The organism is Pseudoalteromonas sp. 20-92 (genome assembly GCF_030847595.1).
Classification (GTDB): domain Bacteria; phylum Pseudomonadota; class Gammaproteobacteria; order Enterobacterales; family Alteromonadaceae; genus Pseudoalteromonas; species Pseudoalteromonas fuliginea.
The window spans coordinates 173,198-199,170 of the sequence record NZ_JANJGQ010000002.1 but is presented as its reverse complement, the minus strand read 5'-3'; the positions used below and the strand labels follow the sequence as shown (position 1 = coordinate 199,170).

Below are 25,973 nucleotides of genomic sequence, written 5' to 3'. Positions count from 1 at the left end.
GCCTGCAACATTAACAGAGGCAAGGTGTACGCTTGCTTAACTACACTATCTAAACTAATAGTTTTTGAGCTAATGTTTTATTTCCATTAAAATTTCGAGTGCACGGTGGCGTTTTTCACTATCGAATACATCATTGGTAAATATAAACTCATCTACTTCTAGCTGTTTCGCTATCATCTCTAACTTGTGTTTAATACTTACATGTCCTCCTACTACGCTTAGGCTTAAAAAGTTCTCTACATGAGCGCGTTCTTGTTCGCTCCATAACCCGTCCATGCTTTCAACAGGTGGTTTTAGCCACAGCTCATTACCGCGTATAAGTTCGAGTACACGTTGCTTAGAAGTAGTCGACAAGTATTGCGCTTCATCGTCGGTATCTGCAGCCACTAAAGGCAGTGCAAGCATTACGTATGGCTTATCAAGTACGCTTGATGCTTTAAATTCGCGCTTATACAGCGCTATTGCATCGTGCACGAAGCGCGGTGCAAAATGTCCTGCAAATACATACGGTAACCCTTTTTGCGCCGCTAGTTGCGCGCTAAATAAACTCGAGCCTAATAACCAAATAGGCACGTTTGTGTCCTCCCCCGGTATAGCACGTACAAGGTGTGTACCATTGTAAGAACCTAACAATGTTTGCAGTTCAGTTACTTCACCTGGGAAGTTTTCTGCACGGCTCATATCGTTGTTTAATGCACGACTCGTTACAGGGTCGCTACCAGGTGCGCGCCCGAGTCCTAAATCTATTCGCCCTGGATATAAACTCTCTAATGTACCAAATTGTTCAGCAACAACTAATGGGGAGTGGTTTGGCAGCATAATACCGCCCGATCCAACGCGTATCTTTTTGGTATTACCTGCAATGTGACCAACCAAAATTGAAGTGGCCGCACAAATTATACCAGGCATATTATGATGCTCAGCAAGCCAAAAACGGTTAAAGCCAAGCTCATCAGCACGTTGAGCGTATTTAGTACTTTTATGAAGAGTGTTAGTAACGCTGTCCCCTTTGATCATGGGGGCAAGTTCTAATAACGAAAAAGGAATGGAATTTAACAAAATAGCAGCTCCTAAAAATGCATGCTAATAATGGATTACATCATTAGCATAAAACACTTAAATGGGTCTGCTATTAGGTCAATTCAAGTTACGCAGTGGTATTAGAGCAAAATAGGTATATGTTATTTTGCTCTAAGGTATTCAGGCAAGCTGTGCATCACGTTGGCGCAGCTTTTTATAGCCTTCTGAATCCACGCCTTTTTTCCAATACCCTGAGGAAAAAATATTACCGCGTGGTATATTAAATTGCTCTGTTAGCAGTGCTTTTGCTTTACGAACAAGCCCAGCTTCCAATGCCATAAATACAATGGGAGGCTCTGCTGTAATGTGCAAATTTTGAAGCGCGCTAAGTAGCGCCTCGTCAGCGTTGTCGGTAACAAGCCAATTAACATCGCGGCTTGTTTCTAAATCAATAATATCTTTTTCGGTGGGTACATGTACAAAGGCATCAATTTTTGAAATTAAAGGTAATTGCTGCACATACCCTTTTATTGCATTTACCGATGTTAAATCGCCGAGCAATACATAATGCGAATGCGCATAATTATCTAGCTTTTTAGGGCCAGGACCTGCAATACCTAACTCGTCGCCTACTTTTGCAATTTTAGCCCAGTCAGTTGCCGGACCTTGGTGCATATTTATCACAAAATCAAGTGTTAGCGAGCCTGTTTGTGCATCTACATGCCTTATTGTGTATGATCGCATACAGGCTGTTTTTAAGTTAAAATCTACTTCACCATCTTTTGGAAATAGTACTTTTACATAGTTACCAATGTACTGTGAGGTTAAGTCGTTAAAATCTTCAGAGCCTACAACAATGCGCTGTAAATGCGGTGTGATTTGCTCTGTACTTAATACGTTGGCTTTGCGAACTTGTTTACTCATGTATTACCTCGTTTTACAAAACTTAGACTTTAATACCAACCTGCTATAAAAAGCAGGCATTGCACAACGCCCCATTGGTTGATAAAATCAACTATAACAAGTTAATTGACTTTGTCAACTATATTGAGAGTTCTATGAATACACCTTTATCAAATACGCTGTTTGAATTAATGCAAAATTACCGTGTAACAATTCGTGAAGCAATTAACGCAGGCGAACTTGGTATTAATGCTATGCACGTACGCTGCATACATATTATCGCGAACGTAAATAACTGTACGGCTAACGATATTGTTACTAAAACGCAGCGCGATAAAGCGCAAATAGCACGTTTAATTAAAGATCTTATTAGCTTAAATTTAATTAATAAACAGGCGAGTGAGCACGATAAACGCTGCTTTATTTTATCGCTCACAGAGCAAGGTAAAGTTCTTTTTGATAAGTTATTAGCCTCAGAGCAAAAAATAAATAATCAAATGTGTAAAAACTTAAACCCTCAACAAATCAAAGACTTTTTAGATACCGCACAAAAAATGATCAAAAACATGGATTGATCAGCCATACATTCTTGGCATAACTTACACAAAATGCATATACTGTACACTTATACAGTATATGCATTTTAGGTTGTGTTATGTTTGTCATTCCCATTTATATAGAAGCAGGCGTGTGTGGTTTTGAATCACCCGCAGCGCAGTACACCGAGCTAGGTGTAACCCTTGATGAGCTTTTAATAAAGCATCCAGATGCTACGTTTATTGGTATTGCATCGGGTAACTCTATGCAAGAAGTCGGAATTTTTGAAGGTGACTTATTAGTTATCGACCGTGCAGAGCCGGTAAAAAATGGTGACGTTATTGTTGCTAACTTAAATGGTCTTTTTGTATGCAAACTGCTTGATAAAACCAATGCGCGGCTGCTTTCAGCTTCTTCTTTACATAAGCCTGTACAACTAACCTCTGCAGACGAGTTTCAGCTCGAAGGCGTAGTAACGCTATCAATAAGAATGCACAGGCAAAGCCCAGAGTTACTAAAATGTATGCCTTAGTTGATGCTGTGTCATTTTATGCCAGTGCCGAAAAAGTATTCGACCCTGCTATTCGATCCAAACCCGTGGTTGTACTTACTAATAACGATGGCTGTGTATGCGCTATTTGCCCTATTGCTCGGCGCTTAAATATTCCTAAATTTGGCCCGTACTTTAAAGTTAAACATTTACTTGAGCAAAACAACGTTGTTATTCGTTCTAGCAATTACGAGCTTTATGCTGATTTAAGCGACAAGATGATGAATATTATTGGCCGCTTTTGCGATACACAACACATATACAGTATTGATGAATCGTTTTTGCACTTTAATGGCTACACATCATTAATTAAAGACTGGCACGAATACGGCCATACAATAAGGCGCACAGTGTGGCGCGAAACGAAGCTTCCTGTAGGTATAGGTTTTGGCCCAACCCCTACTTTAGCAAAAGCCGCTAACCACGCCGCTAAAAAACTCAGTGGTTTTAATGGTGTAGCAGTAATAAATAGCGAACAAACTCGCCAAGCTATTTTACAAAGAATGAGCTGCGAAGATGTATGGGGAATAGGCCGGCGACTAGCTAAAAAGCTTAAAATAATGAATATACACACCGCCTGGGATCTTGCTCAGCAAAACCCTAAAGCAATGCGCCGTGCATTTAGTGTGGTTGTTGAACGTACAGTAAGCGAGCTTAACGGGATAACATGTTTAAACTGGGATGATGTACGACAAGACAAGCGGGAAATTTATTCGACCCGTAGTTTTGGAGAGCGCATATGTGAGCCAACAGCCCTTAAAACGGCGCTAATTAACCATGTAACCACAGTGGCTAATAAGCTAAGAGCGCAACGTTCGCTCACTCACCAGCTTTATATTTTTGCAGCCAGTGGCGCGCACGAAAATAGATATTATAAAAAGTCGTTTGTGTATAAGTTCCCCTCACCCACTAACGATACCTGCGTGATGGCTAATGCTGTATCTGAGGTATTTGATCAAATATACCAACCTGCAGTTAGGTTTTACAAGTGTGGTGTAGGCGCTTTAGAACTTACGTCACAGCAATTTCAACAAAGTGATTTGTTTAACCAACGTACTGACAACCCACAATTAATGAGTTGCCTAGATGCTATAAATACACGGTATGGGAAAGGAATGCTTAGTTTAGCTAGTAGTAAATTAAATGACCGGTGGCACATGAACCGTGATTTTTTGTCGCCGCAGTACACCACGCGTTGGCGCGATATCCCTAAAATATACTGCGAATGATTTGCTACTTACTAGATGCTTTATTTACTTTCATCTGCTTTTTTAAATGTGCACTCTACACTGGGTTTGCTCAATGTGTACTTTAGTGTGTTATCAGCTAAAAATTGGATACTTTGGCTAATTGTTTTTTCGTTTATTGCATCTTCACAACGGCTCATTCTTAAACCGTTTTCAAGGCCATCACTTTTATATTTAAGTGTGCTGGTTATAAAACAAAAGTTTGGTTTTTTAATGGTTCGGGTACCATTGTGGAGCGATCCAAATATAATTTTCTTACCTAGTTTAAAACCCGCACTTGCATCACTTTCATCTGTCAAACTCAAATTACTATTAACACATAATCCAGAATTGGCCGACACAACTTCGTAGGCTCCCAATTTTGACTTTAAAAGCGGTATAAATCGTGTTTTATTACTCGGCTCAGAAAAAGCATTTGCACTTGTAAAAGCGACAGTTAATAAAGCGAGTGTTAAATATTTCATTTCGTGGGTGTATCCTCGTGAGTCAGCGTGTTAAATAATAGCAAAATGCCTAATCACTTAGCTTTTATAACTTTTAACAACTATAACAGAGATTTACTATAAAAGGAGAGAAGTCGTATTCAGTAACCAAGGCGTGAGCAGCTAGCGGAAGCTTTGCTCGACTATTACTTATTCTTACATGTGTATAAGCCAATAAGGTAACGCAGAAGCAATTACCGAGCTCACTAGGTTACAAACCTCGTGCCGCAATTAAATCCCTCTAGATTAAATACGTTTAAATCAACAAAGATTCCTCCTAGATACTGCATTACAAACCATTTTGCTGTTAAATACTTTAGTTAATACGTACTTAAACAACAAAACGATTTATATCAATGCGCTTACTTGTAAGGAGAAATTGGACTCATTAAATTGTTTAGGTAGTACAAAAATTACTGTTTATTTTATTGCCAGTACTTTGCAAATAATAAAGGGTAGCTTTGCTTTAAAAACTTAGGTTTGTCTTTAAAACGTTTACCTTTGGGTTCATCGCTGCCTGATGGAATAAACGGCAATTCGTCTTCGCTGCGTTCTTCAAATAATAAACCGGCTATTAAATCATACTCATCAATATACGGATAAGGCTGCTCGTTTAAGTAATAAACAGGTGTACACTGCGCTATCGAGTCAGCATTTTCTAAGGCGTTTTCGAATACTGTTTTACCGCGAGAAATTAACCAACATCTAAACTCGCTAAAACCGTAATCGTCATTACACCCAGCCATTACAAAGGCGGCGCCAAACAAATCCCAGGTAAAGCATTTGCGCATATGTATGCCAAAGTGCTTATCAAAATCAATAAGGTGTTGATCGCTTAAATCATTAAGTTTAGTTTTTAGGTTATCGCTCACACTTTGCGGATCGAGCCCTAAATCAGGCGTGGTTACTAATTCCCAAAAAGCCTGTTCTGTTAACGCTGCCATTATAAAATCTCTTTTACTCGGCCAACTTGACCATCTTCTAAACGTACTTTAATACCGTGCGGGTGATTAGGTGATTTTGTTAAAAGACGCTCAACAACACCTTCGGTTAATGTACCGCTACGTTGATCTTCTTTTAATACAATATTTACTGTTATGCCTGGTGAAATTTGCGAACGCGTAGGAACGGCCATAATTGAAACCTTTAAAGTAATTTATGTAATTATAAACATCACTGTGCTGTCAAACCAACTAAACCACTATTAATTGGCGAAAAATAAGATATGTGCTGGTTTAATATTCAGTTTAATACTTGCTAGCTGATTTAGTATAATATCTTTTAATTCGTCAAGCTGGGGGGTTGCACTTTCAAGAGCTATATCATCATTAAAAAAGCACTGCACTTTTAACGTGTCTGTTTCGTTATTTAAATCCACTGAATGCGTTAAATAGTGAAAGCCAAATACGGTTTCTTTTATTGTTTCACACGCAATAGTCAATACTGAGCGAATTTGCTTATCGCGTTGTTTTTGAGTTTTAGTCATAAATGTACTATCGCTACTTATTTAGTCTGGGCTTGCTGCTGCTTTTTAAACTCTTCGTAATTAGAGTCCTGTTTATTTAAGCATTCGTAATATTCTTTATCCGCTTTATAGTTGCACTCATCAAGACGTGCAGATTGAACTTCGTGAAAACGTGCATCAGAGCTGCAACCAGCCAAAATACAAAATCCGATAATAAGTAATGCGCTGTTTTTTAGTTTATTGATAAACATTAAATTTCCTTACACTTTCGATATCGAAAAAGCGTTAAATTATTACAATATTATTGTATATTAGCGCCATTAAACCTTAATACTCACAGGACCCATTATTATGATGTCGCAGTTACAAAAGTTGTTTCAGCGTATAGACAAAAGCAAGATATTTCAATCATTTGTTATAGCTGTAATTATTGTTTCTGCCCTAACAGTAGGTGCGCACACTTACTCACTGCATCCAACGGTAGAGCTTGCTCTAAATTGGATGGACGTTGGCATTACCGCATTCTTTTTAATTGAACTAATAATCCGCTTTATTGCAAGTAAAGGTATAAAAGACTTCTTTTCTAAGGGATGGAATATATTCGATACAATTATAGTACTAGGTAGCTTATACCCTGCAGCAGGTTCTACGATGCTAATTGCACGATTACTGCGCATATTTAGAGTACTGCGATTGGTTTCGATGATCCCAGAGCTGCGCTTATTGGTTAACTCTCTGCTCAAAGCTATTCCGCAAATGGGTTATATCGCTTTATTAATGTTTGTTATTTTTTATATTTACGCCGCTATGGGCAGCATGATGTTTGCTGAAATAAACCCCGTACTTTGGCAAGACGTCTCAATATCAATGCTTACCTTGTTTAGGGTAGCAACATTTGAAGATTGGACCGACATAATGTACGAAACAATGGCGGTGTACGAATTAAGCTGGATTTACTACCTTACATTTATATTTTTAACCGCATTTGTATTTTTAAATATGATGGTAGGTGCCATTTTAGAAGTTATGAGCGAGGAGCACCGAAAAGCGCGAGAAGAGCTCGCAGACGACAGCTCATTACCTGCAACGCAAGGACAAGTAAACGAACTACAATCACAAATTGCTGAGCTTAAAGCGCTATTGAGTAGCCGCAAAAACTAATCTGATAAGAGTACTAAAGCACCCACTTAAAGTTTAAAAAGTGGGTGCAGCTTAGGCATTCAACTAAAACATGCATTCCCAAAATGCTTTAATTATCCTCGTTATTAGATTTGTTATCCGTATCTTCAAAAGAAATGATGTTATCTACTTTCATTTTAAACGCATCAAAAAATGCGTTTTTTAGTACAGAAATAACAGCTTGGAAAGTCGAAACATCCGTATTATCTAGTTGACCTTCAATAGGAATGCGTGCAGCAACAAGTTTAGATTCATCGTTTTCGAGTATAGAGCCGAGTAAATCAACACTGCCTTCAAATATAGCAGTAAATATGCCGTCATCATCTTTTTCTATATCTTCGCGCCACGAAAAAACACTAAGGTTTTGAACGCCTGCTTTTACATAACCATTTAAGTTATTGTCTTTAGCCACAAGTTCCATAGCGCCATCAATACCCCCTGCTTCAATATCAAACGGTGTATATACTTTAAATACAGTGTCTAAATTTTCAACTGAAAAGCGCTGTACCTCTGCATTAAAATCAAAATTAGCGTGCTTGCTAAAAGGGTCTAATTTGCCATTAAGCCTTAATGCCGCCTCCCCCATTAACGCACCTTCTACGTTTAGAGTAGTCACAAGTGTTTTTGATAGGTTTTGAGCATTCGTTATGTTTTCAATTCTGGCATTGATATTTGATATAAAAGTGGGATTTTCACCCTGACTAGTTGCATTAACTAGGGACAACTTACCTTGTTCAATAGTTAAGGTATCGATTGAGAACAACACCAAATCGTTGGCGAGTCCGATCCAAGTTGTTTCATCTTTTACACGTTGATTTTGCTCTGCTGCGTTTGGGTTTTTATCATAAATAACAATTTCAGGGCGCATAAAAGCCATATTTGTTACCAGATTCCCTTTTAAAAGCGCCGACCATGCAAGTGAAAAATCAAGTGTTTTTACCGCAAGTAAAGGTCTAGGTGCTGTGGTTGCGTTAGTAGCGTAAATTTCTACATCGTCAATGGCATAAGCGCCACGATATAAAAACAAATCTACATCACCTATATGTCCCGTAATACCTTGCGTATGTTTTAGCTGGTAATTTACATACTGCTGCACTGCATAAGGCGCAGCTATTCTGAGGGTAATTAGCAGTAATACAATTACGACAAGAAAGCTGAACCATTTACGGTGTAATGAATTTAAAAATGAACGCATTGTAATTTCCTTTATTTCCACCTACAAAGCAGTATTTTAAACATGTAAAAACTACGCAATTTTGTAATAGCAGTACATATAATGCGAGTAAAATACGTATTCTATAAGGTTTGTTGTAGTTAGCTGGTTAACATGGGAATTACAGCAAATGATGTACCAGTTTACAAAGCCCGATTTATAAACTGGTAAAGCAGGTTAAATAAAAAGGGTTAGCAAATTGCTAACCCTGAAAAATAAAATTTACTAACAATGTTTACTCATCATCAATAATAATGCGTAACATGCGGCGCAATGGCTCTGCGGCGCCCCATAAGAGCTGATCTCCCACTGTAAACGCGCTTATGTATTTAGGGCCCATGGCTAATTTACGAATACGGCCAACAGGAATACTTAATGTCCCCGTTACTTTAACTGGGGTTAAGTCAGTAGCGCTAATTTCGCGCTCATTTGGGATAACTTTAACCCATTCATTATGCGAGGCTAAAATTTCTTCAATTTTGTCTACGCTAATATCTTCACGTAGTTTGATGGTCATTGCTTGGCTATGACAGCGCATTGCACCAATACGTACACATAAACCATCAATTGGCACTGGTTGCTTAGAAGAGCCTAAAATTTTATTGGCTTCAACCTGCGCTTTCCATTCTTCTTTAGACTGACCGCTTGCCATAGGTACGTCAATCCACGGAATTAAACTGCCTGCTAATGGCACACCAAACTGGTCTTGTGGCAAATCACTTGAAGCCATTTTTTCGCTTACTATCTTATCAATTTCTAAAATAGCAGAGCTTGGGTTATCTAGTTTATCTGCGACACTTGCATGAATAGCGCCCATTTGTGCAATAAGCTCTTTCATATTTCGTGCACCGGCGCCCGACGCTGCTTGGTAAGTCATTGGGCTTACCCATTCAATTAGGTCTTGCTCAAATAAACCACCTAATGCAAGTAACATTAGCGATACTGTACAGTTACCGCCCACAAACGTTTTAACGCCTTGCGCTAAGCCTTGTTCAATAACATCTTTGTTTACAGGATCCAGTACTATAATGCTATCGTCACTCATTCGCAGTGCTGAAGCGGCATCAATCCAGTAGCCATCCCAACCAGATTCTCTAAGTTTTGGATATACGGAATTGGTGTAATCGCCGCCTTGGCAAGTAACAATAATATCCATTTTAGCAAGTTCGCTAATGTCACTTGCATCAAGCAATGGTTTTGCATCGCCTGCAATGTCCGGTCCTAACTGACCCGCTTGCGAGGTGGTGAAGAAGGTAGTGTCGATATGGGCAAAATCACTTTGTTGCTGCATACGTTCTAATAACACGGAGCCTACCATGCCACGCCAACCGACTAATCCTACTTTTTTCATTGTTTTTTCCACTGTTTTGTTCATAAAAGATGCCTTAATACATTAAAAATTAAATTCATTGCGTGAGATTTAATTTTCATTAACGTCAAAATAACACCACCAGCCCCCTAAAACTAGTGAATAAAGTAGAACTCAAATTTTTTTCATAGTGTAAAAAATGCAAAGGCATGCAGTGCTTATTTTAAACTTTAATAAAAGCTTAACCTTGTTGAAACTTATATTTACCACGCTTAATAGACACATTGAATAAAGATGTTTTGTGTAATTCTACATTCAACTAAAGGAAAAGATAATGAAGACATTCACTCTTGCTCTACTTACTTTAAGTTCAGTATCACTTAATGTATTTGCAGATACTACGCTTTCAGCAAGCACAATAACGCTAAAAGAAAATGAAAAAGTATCCTTTGAGCGCGCAGAAATAAATATGGAACAGCAACAAGGTATATTGGTAAATACTGCAACAACCTATTACGCACCACAGGTTTGGATAAATGGGCGCTTAGAGCTGTTTTTTGTGGGTTCTACAAATGGAAATCAATTTTGTGAAGAGCGTGGTCACAATCAAGAAATTTCTGGAAGCACAATTACCTGCGGAGAGGATGAAAGCGCCTACGGAGACTTCGATTGGTATAACCAATCATGGGGCATGAAAAGTACTGGTAGTAAAAACCAATGTTATCAGCTCTATGCAACTATAAAGTGCAAATAGAAAAAATATTGACACAAAAAAGCCCCGTTAAATAACGGGGCTAATCGGTAACTATGGTTATTATAATTCCCTTCCTTGGGCAAAGCTATGCGTTAAAATTGATACTTATACTCAACCGAAAACTCAGTTCCTTTTTCCTTAGAACGAGTTAATACTCCATCCGCTTCAATTTTTTGATCTTGGCCTAAAATATTCAACACTTTAAACTTAATGCTCGAATTGAAATCAGGGAAGTAAGTATAGTTTAAGTCTACAGAATGAAATGGCTGCTCCATCCAATCCTCTTGACCTTCAATACCCGGTATAATGATACGTTCACCAAATACATTATAAATAATTGTCGCAGCATGCTCTCCACTTGGCGCATCGTAGCCTAACTGCATATTTACCACGTATTTAGAGTGTCCGGTTAAACGTCTCTTTGTATTTGTTACAGCAGCTGAAACCCCTGTTTGATCCACAATTGCTTGTCGATCTAACTTTATTTCAGAATCACTTAATGTAACATTACCACTTAAAAAGATATCTTGGCCGATACCACCTAAAAAAGTAAAATCTTTTAGGTAATCAAATTCAATGCCTGATACATAACCTTCCTCAGCATTCGCTATTCGTACTAATGGAGGACCGTCTTGAGAAGGTGATTGCACTGATTCAATAGGGTCAGTCATATCTTTATAAAATAAACCTACTGAAAAGTTTTCACCTGTATCGTAGTAATTTTCCCATCGGAAATCATAGTTTTTGATTTGTGTTGTACGCAGGCCCGGTGTTCCCCCTACTGGATATTCTGTAAGTGGATCGATATATGTTGATTCTGAGATCTCACGTAAATCAGGGCGTACAACTGTTTCACCATAGCTTAAACGATATTGGGTTTCATCATCATAAACATATGTAAATGCTAACGCACCATAAACATCATCTTCTTGAAAAGCTAAATCTGCAAGCTCGTCGTACTCAATTGATGAGTCAAGACCCCCTGTAAATGGATCTAAAGGGACAGACACTTGCCTAAAGTCTTCCCAACGAATACCACCACTTATACGCCATTTATTATTGAAGAAAAAATCTGCTTCAAAATAATAAGCATCCGTTTTTTGAGCCGACCTATAATCATCACCGGAAACAGTCGTATCATTTAAAATAGGTAAATTAAGCTGAGCATTAGCAATTACATCGTCAGATAAAATGCTGTTTAATTTATTGCCATTTAAATCTACACCGCTAAAGGCACGCGTATTAATGTCAAAACGACGATTAGACGCTGAGCGTTCTTTTGATATAAAATCAGCACCTGATTTTAATTCAATATCAACGCCATCAAGCATAATAGGGAACGTGAAGTTAAACCCGTAATTCTCTACTTCATCATTTAAATCTTGATACGTATAGCGTGCTGCCGTTGTTGCATTAGTTAAAGCGATTTCATTTTGAACATCATAATTACCATCTTCGTTTTCATCAGTAACAATAAATCGCGTTGTTAAGTTACCTGGTGCATAACGATTTGAACGACCATTAGAGTATTTCCAATCAAAGCCTGCAAAGTTTAACCAATCAAACGTATGCGTGCCTTTAATCTGATTTACAATTAACTCACGCTCTTCGTAGCTAATATCGTAAGAACGAATGCGTTTGTTATCCGATTGATTGTTGTTCTCATCAATACCTAACCGGTCTCTAACTTTGTCTTCAGTATCACGAAGTATCAGCGAACTAATATCAATACGATGAGACTTATCGTACTCAATACCAAAATTAAACATCCCAGAAAGCTTTACGTTATGCTCACTAGAGGTCACTTTGTCATAACCTCGCGTAAGCGCAGCAGTAGACTCCCCTAGACGGAAATCTTGCCCTTGGTATTCTTCACCTACAAAATATTTATTATCGTAACTTACAGCAGATAAAAACCCATAACGCCAATCACCTGACTCAAAGCTATTACCCAGTGTTACAGTAAATTTAGTATTTGGGTCTAAACTTGTTTCAGTTGGGTCATAATCTCTATTTAAATCAAGTGCTAATGCACGACTTTGCTCAGGTGTAACATCATCAATTGATTGACCTGATTTATAAATAGCTTTAATCGAATCGGGCATTTCACGTGTGCCGTCATCAAAACCATACCAATCATCAGAACCGCCATTGTATTCAAGGCCATCATCAAAATTGTTGCTGTTGTAACCTAACTGACCTGTAACATCAAAAACAAACTGATTCGGAATACTTTTTAATCTTATATCTACATTACCACCACCAAATGAAGCAGGCATTGATGGTGAATAAGATTTTTGTACTGATAAGCTCTCGATTATACCTGCTGGAAATAAATCCAAAGGGATAACTGAACGTGTTGGATCAGGACTTGGCACAGCAGCACTATTTAATTGCGTACTCGAATAGCGCTCGCCTAAACCCCGTACATATATAAACTTACCGTCAACTAATGTAAGACCCGTTACACGGCGCAAAGCGCCCGCAGCATCGCTGTCACCACTACGGGATATTTGCTCTGCTCCCATGATATCGGCAACAAATGCTTGTTGCTTACGCTCTTCAAGTACAGCCGTTGCAGTGCCTTTTAAACGACTAGCACTAACCACAACTTCTTCGAGTACAGCTTCATCATCAACTTCAGCAGCATTAACTGACATGCTTAGACTACATAAAATTGCGGTACTTAAAGCTGATAAACTAAAATGTTTGGAAAATTGTTTCATGTTTACCTCTATCTGATATAAAACAGAAAGTTATAAAAAGGTGTTAAACAAATTTAACACCTGTTCTTACTGTGTTATTCCAGACCTACAGTCCAACCAGCGGTCCAATCATTAGTACTTGAAACTGCACCTATATGGTCAGTAGTATCAAAGAAGCTATCGATTGCCTTTACGTCTGTTGGAACTGTTGTATCTATTGTAAAAATACCATTTACAACATCAGGTTGTCCTGTTGCAACTAGATTACCTAAGGTTGTCGTCCACCAGTTTTGCGTATCAAAAGTAACGCCACTTGGGTCTTTAAAGTTTTCTGAGCAAGCAATAACCGAAGACTTAATCAATAAAGTTCCGTCGTTGGCATTATTCACTGTTTCGCTCTCAGTAAATAACGGGGTTCCAGAGTCATCTTTTGCAATACCTTCAATTTCTAAACACTCACCCATCCCTACTGGACCGGTAACAATAGTGTTATAGATTTGAGCGCCTGTGCCTTCACGGAAATACATACCTTCACTATCATCTTCACCATCAAAGGTATTACCTATGATAGTTAAGTTAGCAATAGTCGGATTTGATTTAGGTAATTTTGACGGTGATTTACCATCGTTATCTGATTCAATACCACGGTTTGCATCCGAATTATCAGCAGCTTGCTTTACAAGTACATGTTGTAATTTACCTTGGAATCCATTATCCCAGTCAATACTGTCATCTTGAATACTTGTAAGCACAACGTATTTTGCTTGAACGTTACCGCCAAAAAACTCTATTCCATCATCTGCATTTTGGTGAACCTGTAAGTATTCAACGGTTGTACCAGAGCCAACACCGCCAAAAGTAATACCGTTTATTTCATTACCCGGTGAAAGTAAGTAGCCACCATTCATTACACGAACATAACGCAAAGTACCTGAGTTATCAGTCGTCTCTGTACCACCAAATACCGCTCCACTTTCTACGCCCTCTACTTGAAGAGCACAATCACCAGTATCTGGGCATTTGTTAGACGGGGCATTACCAAGAAGCACTAAACCGCCCCATTGTCCTGCAGCTGTTGCTTCGCCAGCTACATCTTGACTAGATGTAAACGAAATAGGCTTATCTTTTGTGCCGTTAGCTTCTATTTTAGAATCACGACCAACAACTAAATAATCTTTACCGTTTCTACCATAAACGGTAACACCAGGTTCAATTGTCAAAGTAGCAGAGTCTGTTTTATCACCCCCAACGAATACAGCGCCGTCAAGTGCATAAAGGTTACCAGCGGTTAGTGTTAAATCAGCTGTAATACGACCCGATATTTCACACGTTGTCGTTGTGCCATCACCTGGTGAAATTGAAGTTGTTCCTGTAGGGCAACCTGCAACGGCTTCAGGTGCGGTAACAATTCCGCCACCATAACCAAATGCCCAGCCTTCACGCCAATCATCAGAATCATTCAATGCACCCGCAAAATCAACTGTGTCGAAAAATGCGTCAACGGTATTAGCAACATCCTGACCAGCACCTAACAAAGGAGAGCCGGCAATAGGCTGACCATTAACACCTAGCATAGGTTTGTCATTAATAACGTTACCAGATTGCGCCGTAAACCACCCTTCTAACGCTAAAAGTACTGAACCATCTGCACCTTTAGGGTCTTTAAAGTTTTCACCATTAGTACAAGACATAAAAGTGTTTTGCATTAATATAGTGCCATCGTTAGCATTATTTACTGTTTCGCTATCAGAAAATAAAGCCGTGCCATCATCGGCCAATGCAATACCTTCAAGCTCTAAACACTCACCCATTTCATCAGAGCCTGTGATCACTGAGTTGTATAGGTGTAAACCCGTGCCTTCACGTAAGTAAATACCTTCAGCATCGTCTTCACCATTAAAGTTATTACCAACAATGGTTAAATTAGAAATCATAGGCAACGATTTTGGATCTTTAGAAGGGATTTTACCGTCGTTATCAGCTTCAATTCCTCGGTTTGCATCTGTAGAGTTTTTATCTTGCTCGACGTAAACAAACTGCATTTTTCCTTGGAAGCCATTATCCCAGTCAATGCTATCATCATCGATACTTGTTAAAACAACGTGTTTTAAATTAACCGCGCCACCAAAAAATTCAACGCCATCATCCGCATTATTATGAACTTGTAAGTAATCAACTGTTGTACCAGAGCCTACCGCACCAAATGTAATGCCGTTTAACTCATTACCAACAGAAAGTTCAAAACCCGCATTTTTAACGACTACGTATTTAAGAGTACCTGAACTATCAGTGTTATCAGTACCGCCAAACACAGCACCAGACTCAACACCTTCTACTTGAAGTGCACAATCGCCTTCAGCAGGACATTTATTTGAAATACCATTGCCTAATAACACCATACCGCCCCATTGACCTGCAGCAGTTGTTTCACCTAAAACATCTTGCTTAGATGTAAAGATAATTGGGTCGTTTTTAGTTCCTGACGCTTCAATTTTTGAGTCGCGACTAACAACAATGTAATCGCCTCCATTATTACCAAAGACGACAGCGCCTGGCTCAATAGTAAGCGTTGCACTTTCTGATTTATCTTTACCAACAAAAACAGCGCCATCAAGTGCCCAAATTGCATCAGTTGAAAGTGTTGTATCTTGTGTTATTACACCAGAAAGAACCTGAACAGTAACAGAACGACCTAAGGCAGTAGATACCTCAGTTGATAAACTTTGGCTAAATGTACCGGGTAACTCTTCAGCTGTTGGTGGTGTTGGATTTGTAGGTGAAGTTGGTTGTTCAACCGTTTCTTCAACATTTAGATTTATATCACCGCCACAGCCGGCTAATGTAATTGCAGTAGCCACAAGGCTGACCTTGAATAAGTCAGATAATTTCATTGTTCACTCCGTTAAAGTATTTAATTATTTTGTTAGCGCTTTATTAAACTCAAGTCACCTTAAGGCACTTTTTAATGCATTAAGGTCACTTGAGTTCTTAGCTGCGACTACCTTACGGGAGCTGTATGACAGAGCCGTTACACTTTAATAAACATAAGATGACAAAGTTATTCTCATAAATTTCAAATGGTTAATTAAAAAAGCAAAAAAACCGCCAAAAATAAATTTAAGGCGGTTTGCATAGTGCGATTATGAAATAGCTTGACGTGTATACCTGTTACCAAATAATCACGCTAGTTAAAAGTTAAAGTAACGCTGTTCTGAGTGTTTCTGCATGTACTTTTTCACGCTTCACATATTTGATCCATTGCTGTGCTAAACGCTGTGACTTTTTATGCTTTTGGGCTTGTTCAAACGCTAAAATTGATGCATCAAAATTTTGTAAATTGTACTGCGCCATTCCCAAAGCAACAAAAGCGTTTGATTCAAAATCAAGGTCACCTTTATCAAGCGCTTTACGCGCAGCATCGGCAGCTTCTTCAAACTGCTCAGTATTTACATACACTTCGGCTAAACGTTGGTCGTACTTACCACTTGGCGATAAATCAGCCGCCTTAGCAAAATACGTGATTGATTTTTCATCTTCTTTTGCCTGGATCATCGCCTCAGCAACAAAAGCATAATTTTTTGCAGTTTGCTCTGCAATTCCAGCATCTATAGCTTTACTCATAACAGTGGCGGCTTTATACGCTAAGCCATTATATAAATACACCTGAGCCAATTGGCGTAAATCAGATTTAGAGGTTAAAAAACCTTGCTGATACGCGGCTTCAATAACACTAAGCTGTTGCCTTTCTTTCCCTAATTCACCATACATACCCGATAACTGAACCCAGTATTCAGGTTTGTTGTAAAGCTTTACCATACGTTCCAATACATCAACCACTTTATCTGTTTGGTTAAGCGAGTAATACATTGCACGCTGTAAGACTAGCCAATTTTCTTTAGGTGTTTTACCTTCACTATCGCTTAGAGTAATTGCTTGAGTAATATAATTAAGGCCTTGCTTAAAATCTTTTAACTGGTAATAGGTTTGTGCTCGCAATACATAATAACCATCAGTAATCGGTTTAGTATTAATAGCATCCCATTGGTCTAAAAATGCAATCACTTTTTCATAGTCACTATTAGCCATTGCCAATTGAGCTAAACTGAACGTCGTGCTCACACGCAGTGATTCTGGGATACCTTCCTCAGCAACTACTTTTTCAAACGCTGCAATAGCTTTTGGTAAGTCATTTTCATTGTAATATATGAAACCATAAAAATTATGCATCATCGCAATTTCGTACGAGTTCATACTCGATGAGCGCTCATTTATGCTATCAAGTGCTTCAAGTCCTGCCTTAACATCGCCATCATCAGCGAGCTTTTGTGCACGTGCCAGCTGGCTATATACTTTTTCACGTAAAGCTGGCACACGTTTAGTTTTTTGTTCTTGCGCCGCATTGGCTGTAGCTACATCTACACTGGGTAAAATGCTCAGTGCACTAGGAGTAATAATACTTGTACTTATCGCTGCGGTACAAAACAGTGTTAATTTTAAAAGTTTTGCCACAGGTCGTAATGTTGTCATTGATTTCATAATCGCCTCGCTTTTCGAACCATTTACTCGTAGGTTTAATTAATCGCTAAATTAACCACTGATCTGGAAAGAAATTTTGTTCTGGACACCCGCAACTTCAACAGCTTCGCCATTAACTACGCGCGGTTTGTATTTAAATTTAAGGGCTGCATCCATTGCAGCTTTATCAAATAGTGACTCAGGCTCTGCTTTTAAAACGTGGGGCTCACGCACAGTACCTTGTTTAGTTACAGTGAATTCAACAATAACGTAACCCTCAATACCACGTGACAATGCACGGCGCGGGTAAACTGGAGCCACTTTTACTATCGGTAAATATTCGCCATCACTTGAGTCCAGCGATAAGCCACCTGATAAATTGACATCCGCATCAACATTGGCACCAAAGTCAAAGTTGTTAGCATTTGCATTAGCTTCACTACTTTGCATTTGCGGTGACTCCATTGGTGGAGGCGGTTCTTTTGGTGTGGGTGGCTTTTGTGGTTTACGTTCTTTTTTTTGTACGCTTTCTTCTTTTTTAAGCCTTACAAAATCAAGTACGTTCCCTTTAGCGGGTTCACTCATCGCTCCATCACCGCCAGTTATAAGTGCTTGCATGCCTAAAAAAAGCATGAAAGTCACTACACCAGCTATAATTAATGCTACTAAATAACGCATTGCTAACCCTTATGCTTCTTGAGCTGCAATCGACACATCAAACACACCTGCGGCACGTGCTGCATCCATTACCTTTATCAATGTATCTGTTGTAGATTTTTTGTCTGCCTGAATTACAACACTGCCTTGAGGGTTTTCAGCTTTTAAACGCTCAATGTTTGCTTGAACAGCTCGTATATCAATTTGACGTTTATTGATCCAAATTTCACCTTTGTCTGAAATAGCCACTAGTATGTTTGCACGTTCCTTTTTTACAGCTGTTGCAGCTTCTGGACGATTTACATCAATACCAGCTTCTTTAACAAACGATGCTGTCACAATAAAGAAAATAAGCATTATAAAAACAACATCTAACATAGGTGTCATGTTTATTTCTTCTGCTTCATCTTCTTGCATTAAATTACCTAAAGGGGCTCTCATTTTTTATTCTCCTAGGGTAAGCGAACTTGTAAGGCGCTTATCAAAATTTATTTAATGGTCTAACACCATGCTGTCTTCAAGAAGCTCTACTTCGCGCTTAGCTTTACGTTGTAAGTACGTTGAGGCAAACACTCCTGATAACGCACCTACCATACCTGCCATTGTTGGAATAGTTGCTTTAGATACACCTGACGCCATTGAGCGAGCACTACCGGTACCTGTAATTGCCATAACATCAAATACTTCTATCATTCCGGTTACCGTTCCTAATAAACCGAGTAGCGGGCATAACGCCACCATCACATTAATTAAAGGCAAATTGGTATTAAGGCGCATACTTGCTCGCGAGATCATAGCTTGACGTATTTGTTCAGCATTCCAGCTATTACGCTCATCACGAATAGTCCATGTGCTTTTAACACCTTTTTTATAACTGCGAAAACCATTGAAAAAGTAAATAAATCGCTCGAGTATCAATAACCACATCACGAAGATTAACACCCCGATGACCAACAAAACTTGGCCACCGGTGTCGAGAAAATCACGGATAGCATTGATTGAATCAATCAATAGCACCATGGTTTATGCTCCCTTCTCGCTTCGCTCTGCGATAATACCTGCGCTCTGCTCTTGTAAAATAAGCAGTAACCCTTTTGAACGTGTATTAAGCAGCGTATATATGAACACAGTAGGAATCGCGACAACTAAACCTAGGACCGTTGTTACTAGTGCTTGTGAAATACCACCCGCCATGAGTTTTGGGTCGCCTGTGCCAAATAAAGTAATTGCTTGGAAAGTATTAATCATACCGGTTACCGTACCTAATAAACCCAATAACGGTGCAACAACAGAGATGATTTTAATGAGAGTAAGGTTACGTGTTATTTTTGGCATTTCACGTAGAATAGCTTCGCTTAATTTTAGTTCAAGCGTGTCGTAGGCCACATTTGGATAGTCGTCTTTTACTTTCATAACACGACCCAGAGGATTGTCATCTCGCGCTACATTATCTTTTAGCTGACGACGAATTTTGCCACCAACAAGTAATAAAGATACAAAGCGTTCTATCGCAATCAACAGTGCAAGTAAACCTACACCTAAAATAACATACCCAACCGCACCACCTTGGTGTACTTGCTCGGCAGTATCTGGGGCTTGTACTAATAAACCTAAAATTGAACCGCCTGTTGGGTCAAGTGCAAACTGAACTGCACCACTTTTAGCATTTTGTAGATCACTCGCTGTTGCGGTAAAACGTGAAACAGGCTGACGAGTAAGTTCACTTAACGTGTTTGTACCTGGATTGTACTCTAAGTATTTACCATTTGAGATTAAATTAAATGCACCAACACGAAGTACTTCTTGCTCAGCCTTGTTACCACCTTCGACTATGACGGTGGTATTAAAGCGACTTACTTTGCCCTGCTCAGTCATTTCACGTTGTAATTCGTACCATACTTTTTCAATATCTTCGATTGATGCAAGTTTAGACGTCGACCCCATTTTTTGGGCTAACTCATCCATAAATGCGCTGCGACCAGGGATTTGCGCCGATACGACAGATGTCGCAAATTTATTACTCGAATCACCAGCAACCTGCTGTAATACACCAAATAGTTCTTTAAGTGAGCCCATACGCTTTGATAAGGTATCCGTTAAATTGGCTAATTTAACTTCATTTTCTTCAAACTGCGTTTCCAGTCGCTCTGACTCAACAAGCATTTGATTACGTTTTGCTTGTGTGTTTTTTAACATCTGCACTTGTTCATTTTGACGCGTTGCAAACGCTTGCTCTCGTTGTTGGTTTTGTACGCTTTGGGCTGATTTCCCCTCTTCTAACGTTTTAAGTAATGAATCAAGGTTCATTGGCTCAGCGGCTAAACTCGAACCGGTAAAGCTAAGGCTTGCAACGAATAAAGCCATTTTTGTCATTTGAGTAAACAATTTCATTTTCAACCTCTTATTCTGCTGCATGTACTGGCAGAGTTAGCATATCTGGGGCAAGTTGTTTACGCGCTATGCGCAAACCTTTGTTAATTTGACTTATTGTCGAATCAGGCAGTGCTGCAAACGATTTCGTTTCTATATTCCAGCTACCTGCTTGTTTGCCATCACGTGTTAAGTAAATAAGTTCTAAACGGCCTATGCGTAAGAAATCAACTTCACGTTCTTTGCCACTAACTTCTAACAAAGCGGTGTACGCTTCGATTGTACGGCCGTAATCAACTTCTACTTGGTACGCTTCGAGAACACGACGAAACTTTTCGCTTGAAGTAATATCAGCACGATCCATCATCGTTTTTAAAGACGTTAAACGTTTTGCACGTTCATCTTGTAAAAATGGCACATCAAGAGATATGAACTGTTCAAGACCAGTGATCATGCGCATCATTAAAGGTGTTATTTGACGTTCAATAATCGAAACCTGATCCATTGATAAATTCAATGATTCCATTTCTTCGATTTGATTATTTAATTGCTTAGTTAGCTGAGAGTTGTAAACAGCTAAGCCGTCAATTTCTTTATTTAGGGTTTTAAATTGCTGTAAACGTCCCTGCATTGAATCTGCAATCTTGTCTATTTTTGTTTGTGATTGCGCAGCGGATATATTAATTTCACTGCTTTTATCAATAATCTTATTTAAATCGTTTGCCTGTACTGCTGCACTTGCGGCCACAATACCAGCTAAGATTAATGGTTTAACGCCTTTCATCGCATACACCTTCACTCGTTAATTAGCAGATTTGCTAGTTTATTTTTCAAGGCCAAAAACTTTGTTAGACAAATAATTTATGGCTTGAGATTTCCAATGAGCAGAAGTTTATAGATAAAACATGACAGGGATGTTGCGCAAAAAAGTCTATTTTATGACAACTGAAACAATTAAGACTTAAAAGGAAGGAGTGAGTATTTGTTGAGCAAACACTCACAATAAAGAGATAAATTAATCTAACAGTTTAATAATTTGATTATACGTGTGGCGCCAGTCTTTATAATTAATCTCAATTGAATACAGCTTATCCTCACGAAGAAATACTAAAGATGGGAATCCATGAATAGGTAAACTCCGTGTATATTGTAATTCAGCTTTGAGTTCATTATTAACTTCATCTGATAGGAAAGCGACGGTAAATTCATTTTTATTTAAACCTATTTGTTCAGCTAAACAAATTAAAACGCTATCATCTGACGGGTTTTGTGCATTTAAATAATAAGCATGTTGAATTGCTTCGATCATTTCACTTTCTTTATTTTTTTTTCGTGCAATTAATGCAGCTCTACATGCTGGGTATGTTGAACGTCTTGGTTGGTTTTTCTGCCAAAATTCGAAATTAAATTGTGTACCTAATTCGCTCTCTATTTTATGCCATATACTTTCAAGCCGCTCTTTCATATTTTGCGTCATTGCAGTTTGGCTATCAGGGGCTAAACCACCTACTTTATATTCAACCGTCAGTTTATTTTCAAGCTCAGCTTTTAATTTAAGCCAGGTTGGTGTGTAGCCCCAACACCAGCTGCACATTGGGTCATGGATATAAATAAGTTTACATTGATTCATATTAATCCTTAATCTTTTGTAGAAACAACCTTGTTACGACCAAGCGCTTTGGCGTTATAAAGATACTCATCAGCTTGTTTTAGCGCACTATTATAATCGCCTACTTTATCAACTTGTACCACACCAATACTACAGGTAAGTGATATTTGTAGGTTATCTTCAGCTAATAACACTTGTGCTGCTACGTGTTCACGAAAACGGTTAGCAATATCAACAGCATTCGTACTTGTTTCTTTTGGTAAAATAACAACAAATTCTTCACCGCCGTACCGTGCTTTTACTGCTGATGTAGGAAATTGTGATTCGAGTATTTTGGTAAATTCAATTAACACAATATCACCAAAATCATGGCCGTAAGTATCGTTAAGTCGTTTAAAATGATCTAAATCCAGTAATAATAATGAAAATGGAAGGTATTCATTCGGTCGACTATCAACAAGCTTTAAAAAATGAGAAGTAATAAAGCGTCTATTAGCAATCCCTGTAAGTTGATCGGTATAAGCATCTTGTTTTTGTTCCAGTGTAATATCAGCAATTGCCATATGACTTCGATACCTAAAAAACTCACCAATAAATGAGAATATGTACACTAAGGTAAACGATGCTATAAATCGTGTTTTTTCAATATCACCATACACAACTTGACCGAAATTTGGACCATATAAAATGGCGATACAACACAGTAATAAAGTTAAACCTAGCCATGTGCCCAGTCTTACACCTAAAGAAGAAAAGGTAACAACAGGGTAGAACATGAGCCAATACAATGCAGTATTTTCCTTTCCTCCAGTATAAGTAAGGACAATACACAATATAAAAACAATACTCATACAAATTAATGCGACAGTTTCTAATTTCCCAGTTTTTATAAAGTAAAACATACTACAAATAATGGTTACATTAACTGCAATTAATGCACTTGTTAATATTGGTGAGTAAACATCATAATTCAAAAAAATTAGAATGCTAATAACAACAATAGATATAGCAATCATAGTGAATAAAGAAAACGCTTGACGTTGTTTGTCAGAACTATAAACACTGTCAATGTTAATTAAGTTTAGCCAGCTTTGTTTGTTAGAAATTTTATTCACCATTATTTTATTGCTTTAAATACTTTATGAGAGTTGTTAAATGCCTTGTATTTCAATAAGAATACGTCGACAAGGAGGGTTTTCACTCGTCATCATACTGGTATAAAGTAAAGCGAAAGGCATTTTTAACTTTTCTTCACTTATTTATACGTATAGCCTATCAAAAATAAAACCGCTTCATCATTTAGTAAAAATAACTGACTAAATTTATTCACATACATGTAATTAATCGAATACGGCTAAAATACGAAAGCTTAAATGCATAACGCTGCAATAGTCACCTTGCTATAAAGTTCAGGCTTAGCGGACATAAATGCATTATTCTTATATTCGTTAGCCTGTTAATTTTAGCAAAATTTAGAAAGTTTTCTTACTTAATAACCCCTGCAAGCTGCGATTTCGTTGAAAATAAGAGTAAAGGACTAACTGACAGAACGTGGATTATCTGTGTGATGAGTTAAACATAAAATTGGAACGTTCTACAAAGTGACGGCTTGATTAGTAATTGAATACGTATTCAATCACTAAAAACATTGTGCATTAAGGGATGAATGTACGCTAACTAAATAAGGCTTAATCATTGCAGAGGAGTATTTACTATGGTCGGCTTATTTTCAGGCAGACCTATGCGGTGTCGTTATTTCCCGTAAATAACCGAGAATACAGTGTAGACGTCAAACATGCGCAGCGCGGTAATTAAATTTACTCGTTAGAGCAACTTTCGAATTGTAAAAGTTAGTAAGCCCTAATAAAATCTTCAATCGCATTTTATAAAGGCAACAAGCTGATCTAGTTTACTTGTACCAATCTGTATAGGTATTTGGACAACTTAACAAATTAAATTACCTCATATCTAAGCAGATTGGTATTATTTAAACCAAATATGATAAAAACTTAAACTTATGAAATTAAAAAGATTAAGTACAACGGCTCAATCACCATTTTTTTGCTAGTTTAACTACGTTCAAACCGTACCAAGCAATAAATACATAACACAACATTGGGACAAAGAAACTAGCTTGTATATTAACCGTGTCAGCAAAGTACCCTTGTATCAGAGGGATCAACGCACCACCGACAATTGCAAGGCATAACCAACCAGATCCTTTACTCGTTAATGAGCCTAATCGTTCTATTGCAACAGAAAAGATGGTTGGAAACATAATAGAATTAAATAAACCAACTGCTAATACTGAATATAATGCAACGTCGCCGTCGCTAAATATTGTTATCAATAATAAAACAATGACACTGCATGCATTAAAAGCAATAGCTTTAGATGGTGCAATTTTTTGTAAAAGTGCAGAACCAATAAAGCGACCGACCATGGCACCTCCCCAGTAATAACTAATGAGTTTAGCTGCTGAGTGTTCTTCAAGACCTGCAATATGTGCCTCGCCAAAGTAATTAACTAAGAAGCTTCCTATAGCAACCTCTCCTCCTACATAACAAAATATAGCTAACACACCCATTGTTAAATGAGGCGCTTGAGTTAATGAGCGAGTTTGAGTTTGTTGATCGTTATTGTCTTTATGCGCTTCTATTTCTGGTAATTTAATAAAGGCAAAAATAATAGCAATTGACAACAGAGCTACTGCTAGCAGTAAGTAAGGAATTTTCACTGATTCTGCAGAAACTGCTGAGACAGCAAGGCTACCTGCAGCGCCAAAAAACAATAACCCACCAACATAAGGACCAACGGTGGTACCTAATGCATTAAGAGCTTGTGCTAAGTTTAAGCGCGACGAGGCTGTTTTTTCAGGACCAAGAGCGGCCACATAAGGGTTTGCAGATACCTGTAAAACTGTAATACCTGAAGCAAGGACAAATAGCGCACTTAAAAAAAGCCAATATTCATGCACAACCACAGCAGGATAAAATAACATGCACCCAATCGATGCCACAACTAAGCCTGTTAAAATACCTTTTTTATAGCCTAGTTGTTTAACTAAAATTCCAGCGGGTAACGATACAATAAAATAAGCACCAAAAAAGCAAAATTGCACAAGCATTGCTTCAAAGTAGCTTAAATCAAATACGCTCTTTAAGCGGGGTATTAGTACATCATTTAATACCGTTATAAAACCCCATAAAAAAAATAGGGTTGTCATTGCAGTCAGCGGAAACAGATAATTTTTCTTTTGCTGTCCGTTGACCGAAAATGATTGTTTTGTATTTATTTCACTCACGTCGTTTTCACTCCATTAACAAATTGAAAACGATTTTACATGTTTATTTGTGAATAATACGCCACCCACTAGGAACGTTCCACTACAACGTTTATTGTAACTAACCTAAACTCTGGTCAAGAGATTTACTAATGTATTGAATCATGATTAAATT

25 protein-coding genes are annotated in these 25,973 nt (G+C 38.2%); 5 read left to right on the top strand and 20 right to left on the bottom strand.

Annotated features, from left to right (window positions below; all coding sequences use genetic code 11):
* Window positions 1-69: 69 nt before the first annotated feature.
* Both NRL14_RS02870 and NRL14_RS02865 read right to left on the bottom strand, forming a co-directional pair.
* Window positions 70-1,059: an LLM class flavin-dependent oxidoreductase gene (locus NRL14_RS02870; protein WP_306723948.1), complete on the bottom strand. Its 990-nt coding sequence runs from the start codon at window positions 1,057-1,059 to the stop codon at window positions 70-72.
* A gap of 141 nt (window positions 1,060-1,200) precedes the next feature.
* Window positions 1,201-1,944 carry a siderophore-interacting protein gene (locus NRL14_RS02865; RefSeq protein WP_008139016.1) on the bottom strand — a complete coding sequence of 248 codons (744 nt, stop codon included), beginning with the start codon at window positions 1,942-1,944 and terminating at the stop codon, window positions 1,201-1,203.
* Between the two features lie 134 nt (window positions 1,945-2,078).
* On the opposite strand from NRL14_RS02865, the gene NRL14_RS02860 reads away from it, so the two are divergent.
* From NRL14_RS02860 to NRL14_RS02850, 3 genes are all read left to right on the top strand, one after another.
* Window positions 2,079-2,498 carry a MarR family winged helix-turn-helix transcriptional regulator gene (locus tag NRL14_RS02860; RefSeq protein WP_306723947.1) on the top strand — a complete coding sequence of 140 codons (420 nt, stop codon included), beginning with the start codon at window positions 2,079-2,081 and terminating at the stop codon, window positions 2,496-2,498.
* An 80-nt stretch (window positions 2,499-2,578) separates the two neighbouring features.
* Window positions 2,579-2,992 carry a S24 family peptidase gene (locus NRL14_RS02855; protein WP_007377584.1) on the top strand — a complete coding sequence of 138 codons (414 nt, stop codon included), beginning with the start codon at window positions 2,579-2,581 and terminating at the stop codon, window positions 2,990-2,992.
* Complete coding sequence (locus NRL14_RS02850) at window positions 2,980-4,239, top strand: Y-family DNA polymerase (protein ID WP_306723946.1); 1,260 nt, start codon at window positions 2,980-2,982, stop codon at window positions 4,237-4,239. Before NRL14_RS02855 ends, NRL14_RS02850 begins: the two co-directional genes overlap by 13 nt.
* A 20-nt stretch (window positions 4,240-4,259) precedes the next feature.
* Here NRL14_RS02850 and NRL14_RS02845 read toward each other — a convergent pair whose 3' ends face one another.
* From NRL14_RS02845 to NRL14_RS02825, 5 genes are all read right to left on the bottom strand, one after another.
* Window positions 4,260-4,721: a hypothetical protein gene (locus NRL14_RS02845; protein ID WP_306723945.1), complete on the bottom strand. Its 462-nt coding sequence runs from the start codon at window positions 4,719-4,721 to the stop codon at window positions 4,260-4,262.
* Between the two features lie 443 nt (window positions 4,722-5,164).
* Complete coding sequence (locus tag NRL14_RS02840; RefSeq protein ID WP_007377587.1) at window positions 5,165-5,683, bottom strand: DUF4240 domain-containing protein; 519 nt, start codon at window positions 5,681-5,683, stop codon at window positions 5,165-5,167.
* Window positions 5,683-5,874 (bottom strand): YwbE family protein, encoded by a 192-nt coding sequence (locus NRL14_RS02835; RefSeq protein ID WP_007377588.1) that lies wholly within the window; start codon window positions 5,872-5,874, stop codon window positions 5,683-5,685. Before NRL14_RS02835 ends, NRL14_RS02840 begins: the two co-directional genes overlap by 1 nt.
* 69 nt (window positions 5,875-5,943) lie before the next feature.
* A complete protein-coding gene (locus NRL14_RS02830) occupies window positions 5,944-6,225 on the bottom strand; it encodes a hypothetical protein (RefSeq protein ID WP_306723944.1) in 282 nt (93 codons plus the stop codon).
* Between the two features lie 17 nt (window positions 6,226-6,242).
* Window positions 6,243-6,455: a hypothetical protein gene (locus tag NRL14_RS02825; RefSeq protein WP_007377590.1), complete on the bottom strand. Its 213-nt coding sequence runs from the start codon at window positions 6,453-6,455 to the stop codon at window positions 6,243-6,245.
* Window positions 6,456-6,555: 100 nt separating this feature from the next.
* Here NRL14_RS02825 and NRL14_RS02820 point away from each other — a divergent pair, with 100 nt between their 5' ends.
* Entirely contained in the window at window positions 6,556-7,365 is an 810-nt protein-coding gene (locus NRL14_RS02820; protein WP_149606769.1) for an ion transporter, read from the top strand.
* A gap of 88 nt (window positions 7,366-7,453) precedes the next feature.
* Here the strand turns inward: NRL14_RS02820 and NRL14_RS02815 are convergent, their stop codons facing one another.
* Both NRL14_RS02815 and asd read right to left on the bottom strand, forming a co-directional pair.
* On the bottom strand, window positions 7,454-8,578 hold the full coding sequence (locus NRL14_RS02815) for a DUF748 domain-containing protein (protein ID WP_306723943.1): 1,125 nt from the start codon (window positions 8,576-8,578) through the stop codon (window positions 7,454-7,456).
* Window positions 8,579-8,831: 253 nt separating this feature from the next.
* Window positions 8,832-9,971, bottom strand: coding sequence for an aspartate-semialdehyde dehydrogenase (gene asd, locus NRL14_RS02810; protein ID WP_306723942.1), 1,140 nt, complete (start codon window positions 9,969-9,971; stop codon window positions 8,832-8,834).
* Between the two features lie 268 nt (window positions 9,972-10,239).
* Here asd and NRL14_RS02805 point away from each other — a divergent pair, with 268 nt between their 5' ends.
* Complete coding sequence (locus NRL14_RS02805; RefSeq protein WP_007377594.1) at window positions 10,240-10,659, top strand: hypothetical protein; 420 nt, start codon at window positions 10,240-10,242, stop codon at window positions 10,657-10,659.
* 92 nt (window positions 10,660-10,751) lie between these two features.
* Here the strand turns inward: NRL14_RS02805 and NRL14_RS02800 are convergent, their stop codons facing one another.
* The 11 genes from NRL14_RS02800 to NRL14_RS02750 form a co-directional block, all read right to left on the bottom strand.
* Window positions 10,752-13,385 carry a TonB-dependent receptor domain-containing protein gene (locus NRL14_RS02800; RefSeq protein WP_306723941.1) on the bottom strand — a complete coding sequence of 878 codons (2,634 nt, stop codon included), beginning with the start codon at window positions 13,383-13,385 and terminating at the stop codon, window positions 10,752-10,754.
* Window positions 13,386-13,459: 74 nt separating this feature from the next.
* On the bottom strand, window positions 13,460-16,255 hold the full coding sequence (locus NRL14_RS02795) for a hypothetical protein (RefSeq protein ID WP_306723940.1): 2,796 nt from the start codon (window positions 16,253-16,255) through the stop codon (window positions 13,460-13,462).
* A 304-nt stretch (window positions 16,256-16,559) separates the two neighbouring features.
* Complete coding sequence (locus tag NRL14_RS02790) at window positions 16,560-17,900, bottom strand: lipopolysaccharide assembly protein LapB (RefSeq protein ID WP_306723939.1); 1,341 nt, start codon at window positions 17,898-17,900, stop codon at window positions 16,560-16,562.
* Between the two features lie 51 nt (window positions 17,901-17,951).
* Entirely contained in the window at window positions 17,952-18,557 is a 606-nt protein-coding gene (locus NRL14_RS02785) for an energy transducer TonB (protein ID WP_306723938.1), read from the bottom strand.
* 9 nt (window positions 18,558-18,566) lie between these two features.
* Window positions 18,567-18,977 carry a biopolymer transporter ExbD gene (locus NRL14_RS02780; protein ID WP_007377599.1) on the bottom strand — a complete coding sequence of 137 codons (411 nt, stop codon included), beginning with the start codon at window positions 18,975-18,977 and terminating at the stop codon, window positions 18,567-18,569.
* Window positions 18,978-19,028: 51 nt separating this feature from the next.
* The gene (locus NRL14_RS02775; RefSeq protein ID WP_306723937.1) at window positions 19,029-19,556 is read right to left on the bottom strand and encodes a MotA/TolQ/ExbB proton channel family protein; all 528 of its coding nucleotides are present in this window, start codon (window positions 19,554-19,556) and stop codon (window positions 19,029-19,031) included.
* 3 nt (window positions 19,557-19,559) lie between these two features.
* On the bottom strand, window positions 19,560-20,927 hold the full coding sequence (locus NRL14_RS02770) for a MotA/TolQ/ExbB proton channel family protein (protein WP_008139039.1): 1,368 nt from the start codon (window positions 20,925-20,927) through the stop codon (window positions 19,560-19,562).
* A 10-nt stretch (window positions 20,928-20,937) separates the two neighbouring features.
* Window positions 20,938-21,690, bottom strand: coding sequence for a DUF3450 domain-containing protein (locus tag NRL14_RS02765; protein WP_096794623.1), 753 nt, complete (start codon window positions 21,688-21,690; stop codon window positions 20,938-20,940).
* Between the two features lie 231 nt (window positions 21,691-21,921).
* The gene (locus tag NRL14_RS02760; RefSeq protein ID WP_007377603.1) at window positions 21,922-22,536 is read right to left on the bottom strand and encodes a DsbA family protein; all 615 of its coding nucleotides are present in this window, start codon (window positions 22,534-22,536) and stop codon (window positions 21,922-21,924) included.
* Window positions 22,537-22,544: 8 nt separating this feature from the next.
* A complete protein-coding gene (locus NRL14_RS02755; RefSeq protein ID WP_306723936.1) occupies window positions 22,545-23,633 on the bottom strand; it encodes a GGDEF domain-containing protein in 1,089 nt (362 codons plus the stop codon).
* A 932-nt stretch (window positions 23,634-24,565) separates the two neighbouring features.
* On the bottom strand, window positions 24,566-25,819 hold the full coding sequence (locus tag NRL14_RS02750) for a sugar MFS transporter (protein ID WP_306723935.1): 1,254 nt from the start codon (window positions 25,817-25,819) through the stop codon (window positions 24,566-24,568).
* Window positions 25,820-25,973: the final 154 nt, after the last annotated feature.

Coding starts and splice junctions, on each gene's coding strand:
- NRL14_RS02865 (WP_008139016.1), bottom strand. CDS start 1,944: ATGAGTAAACAAGTTCGCAAAGCCAACGTATTAAGTACAGAGCAAATC.
- NRL14_RS02860 (WP_306723947.1), top strand. CDS start 2,079: ATGAATACACCTTTATCAAATACGCTGTTTGAATTAATGCAAAATTAC.
- NRL14_RS02855 (WP_007377584.1), top strand. CDS start 2,579: ATGTTTGTCATTCCCATTTATATAGAAGCAGGCGTGTGTGGTTTTGAA.
- NRL14_RS02850 (WP_306723946.1), top strand. CDS start 2,980: ATGTATGCCTTAGTTGATGCTGTGTCATTTTATGCCAGTGCCGAAAAA.
- NRL14_RS02845 (WP_306723945.1), bottom strand. CDS start 4,721: ATGAAATATTTAACACTCGCTTTATTAACTGTCGCTTTTACAAGTGCA.
- NRL14_RS02840 (WP_007377587.1), bottom strand. CDS start 5,683: ATGGCAGCGTTAACAGAACAGGCTTTTTGGGAATTAGTAACCACGCCT.
- NRL14_RS02835 (WP_007377588.1), bottom strand. CDS start 5,874: ATGGCCGTTCCTACGCGTTCGCAAATTTCACCAGGCATAACAGTAAAT.
- NRL14_RS02830 (WP_306723944.1), bottom strand. CDS start 6,225: ATGACTAAAACTCAAAAACAACGCGATAAGCAAATTCGCTCAGTATTG.
- NRL14_RS02825 (WP_007377590.1), bottom strand. CDS start 6,455: ATGTTTATCAATAAACTAAAAAACAGCGCATTACTTATTATCGGATTT.
- NRL14_RS02820 (WP_149606769.1), top strand. CDS start 6,556: ATGATGTCGCAGTTACAAAAGTTGTTTCAGCGTATAGACAAAAGCAAG.
- NRL14_RS02815 (WP_306723943.1), bottom strand. CDS start 8,578: ATGCGTTCATTTTTAAATTCATTACACCGTAAATGGTTCAGCTTTCTT.
- asd (WP_306723942.1), bottom strand. CDS start 9,971: ATGAACAAAACAGTGGAAAAAACAATGAAAAAAGTAGGATTAGTCGGT.
- NRL14_RS02805 (WP_007377594.1), top strand. CDS start 10,240: ATGAAGACATTCACTCTTGCTCTACTTACTTTAAGTTCAGTATCACTT.
- NRL14_RS02800 (WP_306723941.1), bottom strand. CDS start 13,385: ATGAAACAATTTTCCAAACATTTTAGTTTATCAGCTTTAAGTACCGCA.
- NRL14_RS02795 (WP_306723940.1), bottom strand. CDS start 16,255: ATGAAATTATCTGACTTATTCAAGGTCAGCCTTGTGGCTACTGCAATT.
- NRL14_RS02790 (WP_306723939.1), bottom strand. CDS start 17,900: ATGAAATCAATGACAACATTACGACCTGTGGCAAAACTTTTAAAATTA.
- NRL14_RS02785 (WP_306723938.1), bottom strand. CDS start 18,557: ATGCGTTATTTAGTAGCATTAATTATAGCTGGTGTAGTGACTTTCATG.
- NRL14_RS02780 (WP_007377599.1), bottom strand. CDS start 18,977: ATGAGAGCCCCTTTAGGTAATTTAATGCAAGAAGATGAAGCAGAAGAA.
- NRL14_RS02775 (WP_306723937.1), bottom strand. CDS start 19,556: ATGGTGCTATTGATTGATTCAATCAATGCTATCCGTGATTTTCTCGAC.
- NRL14_RS02770 (WP_008139039.1), bottom strand. CDS start 20,927: ATGAAATTGTTTACTCAAATGACAAAAATGGCTTTATTCGTTGCAAGC.
- NRL14_RS02765 (WP_096794623.1), bottom strand. CDS start 21,690: ATGAAAGGCGTTAAACCATTAATCTTAGCTGGTATTGTGGCCGCAAGT.
- NRL14_RS02760 (WP_007377603.1), bottom strand. CDS start 22,536: ATGAATCAATGTAAACTTATTTATATCCATGACCCAATGTGCAGCTGG.
- NRL14_RS02755 (WP_306723936.1), bottom strand. CDS start 23,633: ATGGTGAATAAAATTTCTAACAAACAAAGCTGGCTAAACTTAATTAAC.